At 69.6% G+C, this 14,975-nt stretch carries 12 protein-coding genes; 5 read left to right on the forward strand and 7 right to left on the reverse strand.

Annotation, left to right across the window (positions count from 1 at the left end; genetic code table 11):
- Window positions 1–241 precede the first annotated feature (241 nt).
- The 4 genes from RCH12_RS03215 (at window position 242) to RCH12_RS03230 (ending at window position 5,193) form a co-directional block, all read left to right on the forward strand.
- On the forward strand, window positions 242–904 hold the full coding sequence (locus tag RCH12_RS03215; RefSeq protein WP_327016094.1) for a YqaJ viral recombinase family protein: 663 nt from the start codon (window positions 242–244) through the stop codon (window positions 902–904).
- A gap of 42 nt (window positions 905–946) precedes the next feature.
- Entirely contained in the window at window positions 947–1,945 is a 999-nt protein-coding gene (locus RCH12_RS03220; protein WP_327016028.1) for an NADP-dependent oxidoreductase, read from the forward strand.
- Window positions 1,942–3,384, forward strand: a complete 1,443-nt coding sequence (locus RCH12_RS03225; RefSeq protein WP_327016029.1) for a cryptochrome/photolyase family protein — start codon at window positions 1,942–1,944, stop codon at window positions 3,382–3,384. Before RCH12_RS03220 ends, RCH12_RS03225 begins: the two co-directional genes overlap by 4 nt.
- A gap of 84 nt (window positions 3,385–3,468) precedes the next feature.
- Window positions 3,469–5,193: an HNH endonuclease signature motif containing protein gene (locus RCH12_RS03230; protein ID WP_327016030.1), complete on the forward strand. Its 1,725-nt coding sequence runs from the start codon at window positions 3,469–3,471 to the stop codon at window positions 5,191–5,193.
- 120 nt (window positions 5,194–5,313) lie between these two features.
- Here the strand turns inward: RCH12_RS03230 and RCH12_RS03235 are convergent, their stop codons facing one another.
- From RCH12_RS03235 to aceA, 3 genes are all read right to left on the reverse strand, one after another.
- Complete coding sequence (locus RCH12_RS03235) at window positions 5,314–5,907, reverse strand: GNAT family N-acetyltransferase (protein WP_327016031.1); 594 nt, start codon at window positions 5,905–5,907, stop codon at window positions 5,314–5,316.
- A gap of 82 nt (window positions 5,908–5,989) precedes the next feature.
- Window positions 5,990–7,711 (reverse strand): malate synthase A, encoded by a 1,722-nt coding sequence (aceB, locus tag RCH12_RS03240; protein ID WP_327016032.1) that lies wholly within the window; start codon window positions 7,709–7,711, stop codon window positions 5,990–5,992.
- Window positions 7,712–7,757: 46 nt separating this feature from the next.
- Window positions 7,758–9,134, reverse strand: coding sequence for an isocitrate lyase (gene aceA / locus RCH12_RS03245; protein WP_327016033.1), 1,377 nt, complete (start codon window positions 9,132–9,134; stop codon window positions 7,758–7,760).
- 145 nt (window positions 9,135–9,279) lie between these two features.
- Here aceA and RCH12_RS03250 point away from each other — a divergent pair, with 145 nt between their 5' ends.
- Window positions 9,280–10,806, forward strand: coding sequence for a helix-turn-helix transcriptional regulator (locus RCH12_RS03250; protein ID WP_103432683.1), 1,527 nt, complete (start codon window positions 9,280–9,282; stop codon window positions 10,804–10,806).
- Window positions 10,807–10,929: 123 nt separating this feature from the next.
- On the opposite strand, the gene RCH12_RS03255 is transcribed toward RCH12_RS03250, so the two are convergent.
- From RCH12_RS03255 to RCH12_RS03270, 4 genes are all read right to left on the reverse strand, one after another.
- Complete coding sequence (locus RCH12_RS03255; RefSeq protein WP_327016034.1) at window positions 10,930–11,391, reverse strand: MarR family winged helix-turn-helix transcriptional regulator; 462 nt, start codon at window positions 11,389–11,391, stop codon at window positions 10,930–10,932.
- A 97-nt stretch (window positions 11,392–11,488) separates the two neighbouring features.
- A complete protein-coding gene (locus tag RCH12_RS03260; RefSeq protein WP_103432685.1) occupies window positions 11,489–12,331 on the reverse strand; it encodes a transglutaminase family protein in 843 nt (280 codons plus the stop codon).
- On the reverse strand, window positions 12,328–13,257 hold the full coding sequence (locus RCH12_RS03265; protein ID WP_103432686.1) for an alpha-E domain-containing protein: 930 nt from the start codon (window positions 13,255–13,257) through the stop codon (window positions 12,328–12,330). Before RCH12_RS03265 ends, RCH12_RS03260 begins: the two co-directional genes overlap by 4 nt.
- Entirely contained in the window at window positions 13,251–14,942 is a 1,692-nt protein-coding gene (locus RCH12_RS03270) for a circularly permuted type 2 ATP-grasp protein (RefSeq protein WP_327016035.1), read from the reverse strand. Before RCH12_RS03270 ends, RCH12_RS03265 begins: the two co-directional genes overlap by 7 nt.
- Between the last annotated feature and the right edge of the window lie 33 nt (window positions 14,943–14,975).

Here is a 14,975-nt window from a genome sequence, read left to right on the forward strand (position 1 = left end):
TCGCTCTCGGCCTTTTGGATTGGCGGCCGGTCCCCCTTTATGAGGACAAGCCTAGGGAAGGCGGCCCGTATTCCCTAGGAAGTGCGCACCCCCAGTCCGAGTCAGCTTGGGATTTCCAACCCATCATCCGTTCCCTCGGGCATCGGCCCGGCCGCACAAATCCGAGCTCTGCGTGCGGCAGAATGGGCAGGTGCCCCATGACTTGCTCGCCCTGTTCGACCTGGGCGAGGAGACCGGCGACATGCTCGCACCGCCCGTGCCGGCCGCGCCCACCGCGCTGCCCGTGAGCGCCCACCTACTGCGCATCGTCGCCGACTCCACCGACAGGGTCGCCTGGCTGCGCGCTCGCAGCCAGGGCATCACCGCCACGGATGTCGCCAAGCTCGCCACCGAGAAATCCGTGCACAACGCGGCCAGGGAGAAGATCAACGGCAGCGGCTTCGGCGGCAACCCGTACACCGACCACGGTCGGGCCCGGGAACCCGAGATCGCGGCCTGGGTGCTGGCGAACTACGGCATCGAACCGAGCACCAACCTGTTCCACGCCGCGGGTCAACCCCGCCACCTGGCCACTCCCGACGGCCTCGGCCTGGCGGGCAACGGGGTCTTCGAGCTCGCCGAGATCAAGACCACCAGCAAGCCCTGGCGCAGCATCCCCCGCTCCTACCTGCGGCAGATCTGGTGGCAGCAGTACGTGCTCGGCGCCGACCGCACCCTGCTGGTGTGGGAGGAGCACGATAACTTCGTGCCTCGCAACGCTGTGCCGGAGTGTCGCTGGATCGACCGGGACGACGACCAGATCAGGATCCTGGTGGGTTTCGCCGACAAGCTCATCGATTTGCTCAACCACCAGCGCGAGCGCGAGCGTGCCGCCGCCCCGCCACCCTACGACTACGGCCGCTGAGCCGGCCGGGAAGACGCCAGGATAGTGGCGCAGAATAGGCACATGCCCTTTTCCCCGGTTATGCCCACCTCCATGCGCGCCCTGGTCATCGACCGCACGGGCGGTCCCGACGAACTCCACGTGGCCGAGCTGCCGCTGCCCATCGCGGTAGGCGACGAGCTCCTCGTGCGCGTTGTGGCCGCGGGCATCAACCCCATCGACGCGAAGACCAGGGCCGGGTCCGGCGCCGCGGCCGCGATCGGCGGTTACCCCACGGTGCTCGGCAATGACTTCAGCGGGGTCGTCGTGCGCGCCCCCTACGACGCCTGTGAGTTGCAGCCCGGCGACGCCGTATACGGCATGGCCCGGCCGCCGCGGATCGCGGGCAGCTACGCCGAATACCTCGTGGTGTCGAGCCTGTCCGTCGCCCGCAAGCCCGCCGCGGTGAGCCATGTCGAGGCCGCCGGCATCCCGTTGGCCGCGATGACCGCCTGGGGCATGGTGAACCTCGCCGAGGCCGGCCCCGGCCAACGGATACTCATCCACGCCGGCAGCGGCGGCGTCGGCCACTTCGCCGTGCAGTTCGCCAGGCACCTGGGCGCCCACGTCATCGCGACGGGCTCCACGGCCTCGATCGAGTTCCTGCAGCGCCTCGGCGCGCACGAGGTGATCGACTACAGCACCACCCGGTTCGAGAAGAACCTCACGAACCTCGACAGTGTCATCGACCTGATCGGCAATGTGCACGATGACACCGGCACTCGCTCGCTCGCGGTGCTGCGGCCGGACGGCCTGCTCGTGAACGCCCCCACCGGCAGCTGGCCCACCATGCAGGCCGACGCCGCCGCCGCGGGAGTGCGCGCCACCGGCTACAAGGTCGCCGCCGACGCCCGGGTGCTCGACACCATCACGCCACTGATCGACAACGGCAGCGTGCGGGTGAACATCGATTCGGTCTTCGATCTCGAGGACGGCGCCGCCGCACACCGGGCCATCGAGGGCGGCCACACCCGCGGCAAGATCGTGTTGCGGGTCTCCGACGCCGACGAGAGCGCCGCGTGACCGGCGTAGGCGGTTCCGCGGCCGCCTCGGTTCGACCGGACGGCCCCTCGGTGGTCTGGTTGCGTGATGACCTGCGGCTGGCTGACAATCCAGCCCTCGCAGCCGCGGTCGAACGCGGCCGGCCGCTCACGCTGATCTATCTTCTCGACGAGGTCTCCCCCGGGATCCGCCCGCTCGGCGGCGCCGCCCGCTGGTGGCTGCACCAGAGCCTGGTCTCTCTGGCCGCCGACACGGCGGCCCTCGGCGGCCGCCTCATACTGCGCCGTGGTGCCGCGGCAACCGTGATCGCCGAACTCGTCGATGAACTCGGCGCCGGCGCGGTGTTCTGGAACCGCCGATACGGCGCCGCCGAACGCGACGTGGACACCCAGATCAAGACGAGCCTCACCGAGGCCGGCGTCGTGGCGCACAGCTTCGCCGGCTCCCTGCTCTTCGAACCGTGGACCATCCGCACCGGCGGCGGCACCCCGTACACGGTGTTCACCCCGTTCTGGCGAGCCTGCACCGCCGGCCCACCGCCACGGGCGCCCTACCCCGCACCGACATCGCTCGATCTGCCCGGTGACACCGACGCAGCCGGCGCCACCCTGCCCTCCGACGACCTCGACTCGTGGGAGCTGGAGCCGCGCCACCCGGACTGGGCCGACGGGCTGCGCGAGGCCTGGACCCCCGGCGAAGGCGCCGCCCAACAGCTGCTCGCGGCCTTCCTCGACGACTCCCTGCCGCGGTACGGCACCGAACGCGACGTGCCGGCGCAACAGGCCACCTCGAGGCTCTCGCCCTACCTGCGCTGGGGCGAAATCAGTCCGCACCAGATCTGGCACGCCACCGACGTCGCCCGGCGGGGCCTCACCGGCGCAGCCGCCAGCAGCGCGACCCGGTTCCTCACCGAGGTCGGCTGGCGTGAGTTCGCCTACCACGTGCTCTTCCACGCACCCGATCTGGCCACGGCCAACCTGCGCCCCGGCTTCGACGCCTTCCCCTGGCCGCCGCTGGACGAGCGCGCCCTGCAGGCCTGGCGAAAGGGCCGCACCGGCTTCCGTCTGGTGGATGCCGGCATGCGTGAGCTGTGGCGCACTGGCAGCATGCACAACCGGGTGCGCATGGTCACGGCGTCGTTCCTGATCAAGAACCTGCTCATCGACTGGCGGCTGGGCGAGCAGTGGTTCTGGGACACCCTCGTCGACGCCGACCCGGCCAGCAACCCGTTCGGCTGGCAGTGGGTGGCCGGGTCGGGGGCGGATGCCGCGCCGTACTTCCGGGTCTTCAACCCCGAACTGCAGGCGGCCAAGTTCGATCCCGCTAACGAGTACGTGCGGCAGAACGTGCCCGAGTGGGGCACCGCGGCCTACCCGCAGCCCATCGTCGACCTCGGCGAAACCCGCCGTGCCGCCCTGGCCGCCTACGAGCAGGTCAAGAACTCGCGACCTGTGAGTTAAGCCCCAGAATCTCGCGATTTTGGTGCTTTTCTCACGGCTCGCGGCGCTTTCTGCAATGTCGGTGGTAGGTGAGACGATCTCACCATGAGTAACCCCGACCAGGCAGTACCGCCCGCTCCGGATGATGACCATCACTCTCCGGAGTCCGCTCCACCTGGCTGCACCCCCGCCCCGGCCGACCCGGCCGAACCCGGGCCCACGGAAACCAGCTCGCCCGAATCCACCGCGACCGAACCTGCCGCGACGGAACCCGCTTTCGAGCCATACGTCCCCAACCCGTCCCTGGACGAGTTGGTCTGCTCGGAGCTGGCCCGGCGCACGGAACTGATCGCGGCCGAGGCCCGCGCCATCGCGCACGCTCAGGCCCGGCAGGTCGAGTTGCTCGTGGATCTGCAGGGCTGGAGTGAGGACCCGCAAGTGTCCTCCCGTTTGCACGGCAACCCGGAGAGCATCCGGCTGGCCGACGTGAATGCGGCCACCCTGACCGACGATCAAGCCCGCGCGGCCGCCTACAACCGGTGGGACGACCGAGACGTGGCCCGGCGCACCATCGTGAGCGAGACCGCCTGCCTGCTGCACCTGGCTGAACGCACGGTGGAACACCTCATGGACGAGGCCCTCTGGGTCATGTCCGCTCCGGCGACGTTCGAGGCCCTCTCTAACGGAGAGATCAGTTACCGGCACGCCACCGTGCTCATCGACCAGATGCGCACCCTGCCCGACGAGGACCACGCGACGTTTGAAGAGAAGGTGTTGCCGGAGGCCAAGCGGCTACCGGTGGGCCGGTTCAAGGACAAGGCCCGCCGATTGCGGGAGCGGCTGCACCCGGAGTCCATCGTGACCCGCACCACGAACGCCCTGACCGAACGACACAGCCGGTGGGAGGCGGCCCCGGACGGGATGGGCTGGTTGCACTGGTACGGCACCGCCCACGACACCAAGGCGGCCTTCGACCGGATCAACTCCATGGCCGGGAGCCTGAAGAAACTCGGCGACCCCACCCGAACGAACACCGGCGCAGGCGCAGGCGCAGGCGCAGGCGGTGCTGCCGGAACCAGTGCCGCTGCCGGCGCTGAAGCGGGCGCTGGCGGGAACGCGGTCGGGGACGAGGAACAGCAGAAGCGCACCCTGGACCAGCTCCGCGCCGACATCACCCGGGCACTGCTACTGGACGGGATCACCCCCGACGGGATGGGCGCCGGGATCCGCGGCACCGTGATGATCACCGTTCCCGTGCTCACCCTGCTGGGCCTGGACGAAGAACCCGCCACCCTCGAAGGCTACGGACCGATCTCCCCGGAAGCCGCCCGGGAAATCGCCGGACACGCACCAAGCTTCACCCGGCTACTCACCCACCCGGAAACCGGGGTAGTGCTCTCACTGGGCAAAACCCAACACAAGAACACCAAAGCCATGAAAAAGTACCTGCGGGTGCGCGATGAAACCTGCCGGTTCCCGGGCTGCTCCCGCCCCGCGGTGACCAGCGACGTGGATCACACCGACCCCTGGGCCGGCGGCGGCAGAACCGACTGCGACAACCTCGCGCACCTCTGCGAACCCCACCACCGGCTCAAACACCTCTCGCAGTGGAGGGTGACCCAGGAACCGGGTGGGATCCTGCTCTGGACCTCCCCCGGAAAACGCAGCTACCGCACCGACCCCGCCAACCCGATGGGACCACCACGACCCCGACCACCAGTCGTGGGACCGAAACCCCGGAAACGGCCCGCCGACGAGAGCTACCTGATGCCCCGGCCGCGGCCGACCCCGAAGCCGACCCCACCGGCGCCCGACAACCCGCCGTTCTAAGCGACTCACAGTCGCATCAGGATGTCCGCGTCGTCAGGCTCAGCGCGAGTAAACAGGCTCGACCAACGAGATGGGGACGACAGGTAGGCCCGTCACGGCTTCGTGACGCCCACGTATCCGCTAGAGGGCGCGCTCCAGCACGTAGTCGTCTTCGTAACGCTCGCCCACCAGGAACCGCTTGATACCCACCTGTTCGAAGCCGTGCTTGCCGTAGAAGCGCAGGGCTCGCTCGTTCTCCTGGTTCACGCCGAGCCAGGAACCGGCGGCCCCATGCTCCCGGGCGGCCTCGAGGGTGGCCGCCATCAGTGCGGCGGCCGTGCCGCTGCCGTGCGCCTCGGCGCGCAGATAGCATTTGCTCAGCTCGGCGGTGGGGCGGATCCGGATCGCACCGGCGGCATCCGCGTCGTGCGGTTCACCGAAGACGAGCATCGTGTAGCCGGTGAGGGTGCCCGCGCCGGTTTCGGCCACCAGCAGGAGCCGGTCCGGGTCGGCGAGGAAGGCCTCGAAGTTCGCCGGGGCGAGCACACCCGCAAGGAACGCGGCGATGGCGTCGGCGCTGGTGTGCGGCGGGCAGGCCAGTGCGAAGGTGGCCTCGGCCAGCTCGGCGAGCGCCGCGGCTTCGTCCGGACGGGCCGGGCGAATCCGTACCTCACCGGCGGGCCGGGTCGGTGCAGGGTCTGTCGAAGCAGGGTCTGTCGGTGTGGTCTCGGTCACCGTCCCAGCTTCCCAGTCCGGCTCCGGACGCGCAAACGGCCCCGCCGGGGGTGCCGGCGGGGCCGTTCGCTGACGCTGTCGCCTACAGGTAGCGGGCGTAGGCGGCGACGGTGAGGAAGGTCGGGAACTCGGGTTCGAGCGCCGAGGCCCTGAACACCTCGAGGGCGTCGTCGAACCTGTCCCCGGTCGTACGGGGCAGCGCCGCCATCTCCTCGGCGACCAGCCCGGCCACCCAGTCCGCGTCGATCCGGCGACCGTCGGCGAGGGCCGAGTTGTCGTGGATCCACTGCCAGATCTGCGAGCGGGAGATCTCCGCGGTGGCGGCATCCTCCATCAGGTTCTCGATCGCCGCGGCGCCGACGCCGCGCAGCCAGGACTCGATGTATCGCAGGGCGATGCGCACATTGTCGCGCACCCCGGCCTCGGTGATCTGACCGCCGGCCGACGCCACATCCAGAAGGTCGGCCGCGGTGACCTGGACCTCATCGCGGGTGCGCTCCAGCTGGTTGGTCCGGTCACCGAGCACGGCGTCGAACTCGGCCCTCGCGGTGGGGATGAGGTCGGGATGCGCCACCCAGGTGCCGTCGAAGCCGTCACCGGCCTCGCGGCGCTTGTCCGCGGCCACCTGTTCCAGGGCTCGTTCGGTCACGGCGGGGTCCCGCCGGTTCGGGATGAAGGCGCTCATCCCGCCGATGGCGTACGCGCCGCGGCGGTGGCAGGTGGCCACCAGCAGTTCGGTGTACGACCGCATGAACGGCACCGTCATGGTGATCTCCTTGCGGTCGGGCAGCACGAACCGGCGGCCCCTGGCGCGGAAGGTCTTGATGATGCTGAAGATGTAGTCCCAGCGCCCGGCGTTCAGGCCCGCGCAGTGGTCGCGCAGCTCGTAGAGGATCTCGTCCATTTCGAATGCGGCCTGGATGGTCTCGATCAGCACCGTGGCGCGGATGGTGCCGTGTCCGAGGTTCAGGTGGTCCTCGCTGTGGCTGAAGATGTCGTTCCACAGCCGCGCCTCGAGGTGGCTCTCGAGCTTGGGCAGGTAGAAGTAGGGACCGCTGCCGTTCTCGATCAGCCGGTGCGCGTTGTGGAAGGCGTAGAGACCGAAGTCCACCAGGCTGCCGGAGGCCGGCATCCGCCGGTTTGCCCGGTCGACGAAGGTGAGATTCTTCTCCACCAGGTGCCAGCCGCGCGGCCGCATAACGATGGTCGGGGTGGACCCCGGGGTGCCGCCATCCTGCCGGTCGGAGGGGGCGCCGGTGACCCGATACGCCTTGCCGTCTGGGCCGTCGTACGACAACGTGCCGCGCACGGCGTCGAACAGGGTGAGCTGGCCCTCGATCACGTTCGCCCAGGTGGGGCTGGTCGCGTCCTCCTGGTCGGCCAGCCACACGGCCGCGCCGGAGTTGAGCGCGTTGATGGCCATCTTGCGGTCGGTCGGTCCGGTGATCTCCACCCGGCGGTTCTCCAGGCCGGGGCCCGCGCCGGCCACCCGCCAGGTCGGGTCATCGCGGATGTGCGCGGTCTCGGGCAGGAACCGCGGGTCGCGCCCGTTGGCGGCATCCACCCGGGTCTGCAGCCGGGCGGCCAGCAGGTCGTGCCGGGTGCCGGCGAAGCGGTCATGCAGCTCGGCGAGGAACTCCAGGGCCGCCGGGGTGAGGATCTCGTCGTAGCGCTCACCGAGGGACCCGGTCACCTCGAGGTGCGGGTGGATGGTGGCGAAACTGCCGGTGCTGGTCTCACCGAAGGCCCGCCCGGTGGTGGGCGGTTTCGGCCGTTCGGCCGTCGCCTGGGTTGTCGTGGTCATGATCGTTTTCTCCTTCGAAGCGATGCGGGTGTCTGGGCCGGGCCGGCTAGAACTGCTCGGCCTCGGTGGAACCGGCCAGCGCGAGGGTGGCGCTGGTGGGGTTGAGCGCGGTGGCGATCCGGTCGAAGTAGCCGGTGCCCACCTCCCGCTGGTGGCGGGTGGCGGTGTAGCCGTCGGCCTCGGAGGCGAACTCGGCCTCCTGCAGGTCGACGTATGCGCTCATCTGACGCTCGGAGTAGTCCTTGGCCAGGGTGAACATGGAGTGGTTGAGGGCGTGGAAGCCGGCCAGCGTGATGAACTGGAAGGCATACCCGCAGGCCGCGAGTTCCCGCTGGAACGCGGCGATCTGCTCGTCGTTGAGGTGGGATTTCCAGTTGAACGACGGGGAGCAGTTGTAGGCGAGCTTCTTGCCGGGGAACTGCGCGTGGATCTCCTTCGCGAAGCGCTGGGCGAGCGCGAGGTCGGGCTCGCTGCTCTCCACCCAGAGCAGGTCGGCGTACGGAGCGTAGGCCAGGCCGCGCATGATCACCACGTCGGGTCCGTTCGCGGTGTCGTAGAACCCTTCGGCGGTGCGACCGCCGGTGAGGAATTCCTGGTCACGCTCGTCGATGTCGCTGGTGATGAGGGTGGCGGCGAGCGAGTCGGTGCGGGCGATGATGATGGTGGGCACGCCCGCGACATCCGCCGCCAGCCGGGCCGCGTTGAGGGTGCGGATGTGCTGGCCGGTGGGCACGAGCACCTTGCCGCCCATGTGGCCGCACTTCTTCTCGCTGGCCAGCTGGTCCTCCCAGTGCACACCGGCCGCGCCGGCCTCGATCATCGAGGCCATCAGCTCGTAGGCGTTGAGGGGTCCGCCGAAGCCGGCCTCGGCGTCGGCGACGATGGGCGCCATCCAGTCGATGCCGGGCTCGGCACCGGATGCGGCCGCCTCGGCCCCCTCGATCTGGCCGGCCCGCAGCAGCGCGTTGTTGATGCGCCGCACCACGGCCGGCACCGAGTTGGCCGGGTAGAGCGACTGGTCGGGGTAGGTCTGGCCGGACAGGTTCGCGTCGGCGGCGACCTGCCAGCCGGACAGGTAGATGGCCTTCAGCCCGGCGCGCACCTGCTGCACGGCCTGGTTGCCGGTGAGGGCGCCGAGCGCGTGGACCCACTCGGGGTTCTCCGGGGTGCCGTTCTGGTGAATGAGCTCCCAGAGCTTCTCGGCGCCGCGGCGGGCCAGGGTGCGCTCCTCACGAACGGCGCCGCGCAGGGCGATCACGTCGTCGGCGGTGTAGTCGCGGCGCACGCCCTCCCAGCGCGGGTCGGCCGCCCATTCCAGGGCGAGCTCCGCGGCCGTCTGGGTCTGGTCGCCGGGGCGGGCGGCGGGGCTGCCGGATGCGGTGGGGCCGGATGCGGTGGGGCCGGGTGCGGTGGGGTTCGTCATGGTGTTCTCCTCGGTCAGCGTCATTGCGGAACTGGTGCGTGCACCCACTCTGCTGCGCGCCATCGACCGGACCCCGGGCCCAATCCGAAGAAGAAATCCTGTTCTTCCGGTTGTGTGAACAATCGCCGCATGTGAGCATGAGCACATGGTCACCGTCGATCCAGCCCTCCCGCCCCCAGCGCCAGCACCGAGCCCGTCAGCCACCGGGTCCCCCGCGCCGGGCGACGCCGAGCCGGGCGAGGGCGGCCTCGACGCGCTCACCCTGGGCCGGCGCATCCGGGACCGCAGGCACCGGCTCGGACTCACCCTCGACACCCTCGCCGCGGCGGTGGACCGGGCGCCCTCGCAGATCTCGATGATCGAAAACGGCAAACGGGAACCGCGCCTGTCGATGCTGCGTCTGATCGCCGCAGCCCTGAACACCACCGTCGACGAACTACTGCGGACGGATGCGCCCACTCCCCGGGCGGCGTTGGAGATCGCCGTCGAACGCGCCCAGCGTGGGCCGGTGTTCACGGCGCTCGGGCTGCCCCGGCTCCGGGTCGGCCCCGGCCAGCCCGACGAGACCCTGCAGACCATCCTCACCCTGCACAACGAGATCGAACGGCTGCACCGGGAACGCGCGGCCACCCCTGAGGAGGCGCGGAGGGCCAACGCCCAACTGCGCGCCGAGATGCGCGCCCGCGACAATTACTTCCCCGAACTCGAGGCGCAAGCGCTCGAGCTCCTCACGGCCGTCGGGCACTCCGGTGGCCCCGTCTCGCATCAGGTCGTGGCCGACATGGCCGCACACCTCGGCTTCTCGCTGCACTACGTCGGCGATCTGCCGCACTCCACCCGGTCGGTCACCGACAAGCGCAACGGTCGAATTTATCTGCCCACCGAGCAGGCCGCGTCCCGTGACAGCCGCTCACCGATCCTGCAGGCCTTCGCCAGCCACCTCTGCGGGCACGTCGAACCGGGAAATTACGCCGATTTTCTGCGACAGCGGGTGGAGACCAATTACCTGACCGCCGCCATCCTGTTGCCGGAGACCGACACCCTGCGACTGCTGAACGACGCCAAGGCGGCTCGGCGTATCTCGCTCGAAGACCTGCGGGATGCCTTCTCGGTGTCCTACGAGACCGCCGCGCATCGGTTCACCAACCTCGCCACCGCGCGGTTGGGCATCCCGGTGCACTTCATGAAGGTGCACGAGTCCGGCACCATCATCAAGGCGTACGAGAACGACGATGTGCAGTTCCCCAGCGACGCGCTCGGCGCCGTGGAGGGCAGCACGGTGTGCCGCAGCTGGACGGCGCGCACGGTCTTCGACGTGCCGGACCGGTTCAGCCCCTGGTACCAGTACACCGACACCCCGGCCGGCACCTTCTGGTGCACCTCCCGCATCGAGAAGGCCAAGGAGGGCGACTACTCCGTCAGCGTCGGCGTGCCGTTCGCCCACGTCAACTGGTTCCGCGGCCGGGAGACCCCGAACCGGGCCGTGTCGCGCTGCCCGGACGAATCCTGCTGCCGCCGGGCGCCCGACGAGCTCTCCGGCCGGTGGGAGGGCCAGGCCTGGCCGGTCGCCCGCACCCCCACCAGCCTGCTTGCCGCCCTGCCGACGGGCACCTTCCCCGGCGTCGACCCCACCGAGGTGTACCAGTTCCTCGAGGCGCACGCCCCCGCCTAGATCCGCCGACTTGCCGGAAAGTGCCCCTTCAGGGCGCCCGAAGGGGCACTTTGCGGCAACTCGCGACAGTGCGCAAGCCCGTGCCGACCGGCAGGGCGAGCGGTGTGCGGATGCGCGCGTCCGTCAGAGGACGGCGCGGGCCAGGTCGGGCAGGCGGTGCAGGGCCTCGACCAGGGGGCCGAGCTCGGGTTCCTCTTCGGCCGCGGCGAGGGCACCGGCCAGAGCCTCGTCGTAGACCGGCCGGGCGCGGGCCAGCAGCGCCTTACCGGCCTCGGTGAGCTCGGTGTAGATGCCGCGGCGGTCGTCGGCGCAGAGGATGCGGGTGAGCAGCGCCCGGTCTTCCAGCCGGTTCACCAGGCGGGTCGTCGCGCTGCTCGAGAGGGCGGCGGCCCTGGCGAGCTGCTGCATCCGCATGTGCCAGCCGTGTTGGCGGCTGAGGGCGTCCAGGACGGTGAACTCCACCACCGACAGCTCGAAGCCGGCCTGCAGGGCCCGCTCCAGCACGGCTTCGATACGGCCGTGCAGGGCGGCCAGGGTGCGCCAGCCCTGCGCCCGAACCTCGACGGCGTCGTCTTCGATGCTCATTCGTCTTGCTCCCTCGACCCGACCGACTAAACGACGCAAGTACACCGCGCTTGCAACTACCAGTCTATGCAGCGAGGCGGGCCGCGTCAGCGCCCGGCTACGACTCCCGGGTGATCTCCACCTTCACGAACAGCTGCGACCCGCTCGACCCCGCGTACACCCCGCGCAAGGGGGCGATGTCGTTGTAGTCGCGGCCGCGACCCACACCCACGTGCCGGTCGCCGATGTCGATCAGGTTGGTGGGGTCGTAGCCGCGCCACTCGCCGCAGAACCACTCCACCCAGGCGTGGGATTCGCCGGTGACGGTCTCTCCGATCGGGGCATCCGGCCTGGGGTGCAGGTAGCCGGACACGTAACGGGCCGGGATGCCCACCGACCGCAGCGCGCCCAGCGCCACGTGGGTGATGTCCTGACAGACGCCGCGCCTGTCGGCCCAGGCCTCACGGGCGTTGGTCTTGACCCCGGTGACACCCTGCACGTAGGCCATGTTCTCGCCCACGAACCGGCAGATCGCCAGCGCCGCGTCACACGGGTCCAGCCGGCCGGCGATCTCGGCGGCCGTGGCCACCACGTCCGCAGGCGGTTCCGTGAGCGAGGTCTGCCAGGACTGTTCGACAGAGGCCGTCGAGCGGGCCACCAACGCCGCCAGGTCCGCCCAGGGCATCGGATGCAATTCGTGCTCCCGCGGCGACACCTCCACGAGGCTGTTGGCCGTGAGGGTGAGTTCGGCGTGCGGGGTGAGCACCTCGAACGACGACACCCTGGTACCCCAGTAGTCCACGTAGTTGTGGTTGCTGGAGACCGGGCTGATGTCCAGGTTGGAATACAGCACGAACTGGTCGGGGGAGGTGACCGGCAGCATCCTGGCCTCGTTATAGGAGGTGGCTACTTCGCCCTGATACCTGTAGCCGGTGGTGTGGCGAATCCGTAGGCGCTTCACGAGGCTTCTCCAGTCCAGGTCGGCACCGCGCTGGTCGGGAAGTACCGGGACCCGATCGACTCCGACGCGGTGCTGGTGGCGTCCAGCACCATGTCCATGTGCCCAGGCAGGTCGTTCAGGATCTCCATGATCGGTCGGTATTCCAGCTGGCTGCGGATCTGGCCGAGCACCCGCTGCGACGATTCGGAGACGCCCAGCCGGTCCGTGCGGGGTTCGAGTTCCTGCAGGCACTGCTCGGCCCGGGAAATCGAGAACACGATCGACCGGGGGAAGAGCCGGTCCAGCAGCAGGAACTCGGCGGCGTTCCGTGCCGACGGCACCCCACGATAGGTGCGCAGATACGACTCGTATGCCCCGCAGGAGCGCAGGATGGTGGTCCAGGACGGTCCGCTGTTCTCGGTCAGTGACCGGGTGGCCAGCAGCCGCGCGGTCATGTCGGCCTGCTCGAGGCTGCGGCCCAGGGTGAAGAAGTGCCAGGCGTCGTCCCGGCTGGCGCTGGACTCGACGATGCCGACGGCCAGGGCCGCGCGTTCGCGCACCCAGCCGAAGAAGTCGTGCGTCTTGGCGCTGGCGATGTTCTTCGGCATCTTCGTGTAGGTGGTGTTCAGGCATTCCCAGAGCTCGGTGGAGACGATCTCCCTGGCCCGGCGGGCGTTCTCCCTGGCGGCACCGAGCGAATACGCGATCGACGCCGGATTGGTGCGGTCGGCCGCCAGGGTCGCCAGTACATCCTTGCGGGTGAGGTCGCGGTCCGGGGGCACCGGGCTGCCCATCAGGTGCAGCAGTGACCGGCAGGCCAGGTTCTCCTCGATCCACGGGTCTTCCAGCAGCAGCTGCAGGTGCACATCCAGGATGCGCGCGGTGCCGTCGCTGCGTTCGATGTAACGGCCGATCCAGAACAGGCTCTCGGCGATGCGGCTCAGCATTTGAGGGTCCCGTCTGCGGTCGTGACCGCGGCCACTGTGCGCTGTTGCTGTTCCTGTTGTTCCTGGTCCTGATCGCCGCCCGGCGGGGTGTCCTGCGGGGAGTGGTCGGCGACCCTGGGCGGGATGATGGAGATCGACTGGGTATTCGCGGCCTGGTCGTTGACGAGGCCCTGGATGTTCCGGGCCGACCCCCTGCTGTGGAAGTCGGGCTCGAGACCGATCACCCAGGTGTCCTTGGAACCGCCGCCCTGGCTGGAGTTCACGACGAGCTCACCCTCGGGCAAAGCCACCCTGGTGAGGCCGCCGGGCAGCACCCAGACGTCCGTCCCGTCGTTCACCGCGAACGGGCGCAGGTCCGCGTGCCGGGGCCGCATGCCGTCGTCGACGAGGGTCGGGATGGTGGACAACTGCACCACGGGTTGGGCGATCCAGCCGCGCGGGTCCAGGAGCAACTGCTTCCGCAGGGTCTCCAACTCGGTCTTCGACGCGGCTGGGCCGACCACGAGGCCCTTGCCGCCGGAACCGTCGACGGGCTTGACGACCACCTCATCGAGCCTGTCGAGCACCTCCTCGAGAGCGAGGGGGTCTTCGAGCCGCCAGGTGTCGACGTTGGGGATGATCGCGTCTTCGCCGAGGTAGTACTTGATCAGCTCGGGCAGGTAGGTGTAGACGAGCTTGTCGTCGGCGACCCCGTTGCCCACGGCGTTGGCGATGGTCACATTGCCCAGCCGCGCGGCCATCAGGATGCCCGGTGATCCCAGTTGCGAGTCGGCGCGGAACTGCAGCGGGTCCAGGAACTCGTCGTCGACCCGGCGGTAGATCACGTCGACCCGGGTGGGACCGGCCGTGGTGCGCATCCACACCCGCCCGCCCGAGCAGAACAGGTCGCGGCCCTCCACCAGCTCCACGCCCATCAGCCGGGCGAGCAGAGTGTGCTCGAAGTAGGCCGAATTGAAGACGCCGGGGGTGAGCACCACGATGTTCGGGTCGTCGACGCCGGCCGGGGCCGAGGCACGCAGGGCCTGCAGCAGCTTGTTGGGGTAGTCGCCCACCGGGCGCACCCGCATCGAGACGAACAGCTCCGGCAGGGTCTGGGCCATGACACGTCGGTTGGAGATGACGTAGCTGACCCCGCTGGGCACCCGCACGTTGTCTTCGAGCACCCGCCAGGCCCCCATCTCGTCGCGGATGAGGTCGATCCCGGACACCTGGATGCGCACGTTGTTCGCCGAGACGATTCCGGCCGCCTGGCGGTGGAAGTGTGTGGACGAGGTGATCAGGCCGGCCGGGATGACACCGTCGCGCACGGCGGCCTGGGGGCCGTAGATGTCGGCGAGGAAGGCCTCCAGTGCGAGGACCCGCTGTTTGATGCCGGCCTCGACGGTCACCCACTCCGGCTGCTCGATCACCCGGGGCACAGCGTCGAGCGGGAAGGGCCGCTCCTCGCCGGCGAAGTCGAAGGTCACGCCCTGCGCCAGGTAGGAGCTGGCCAGCGCGTCCGTACGGCCCCGCAACTCCTCCTGGGTCATCCGGGCCAGAGCGCTGTACACGTCCTTGTAGGCGGCCCGCGCCTCCGAGGGGGCGAGCGACGACGGGTCAGGGAACATTTCGTCCCAGGCCGACGTCTGCCCTCGCTCGCGGGGCGGTGCGGAGGTAGCGCCATAACCACTGAAGAGGTCAACCATGTCTGGATGCTAACCGTCCGGTGTTGCCGGTTT

Origin of the sequence: Cryobacterium sp. MP_3.1, from assembly GCF_035984795.1 — a bacterium.
GTDB classification, from domain to species: Bacteria; Actinomycetota; Actinomycetes; order Actinomycetales; family Microbacteriaceae; genus Cryobacterium; species Cryobacterium zongtaii.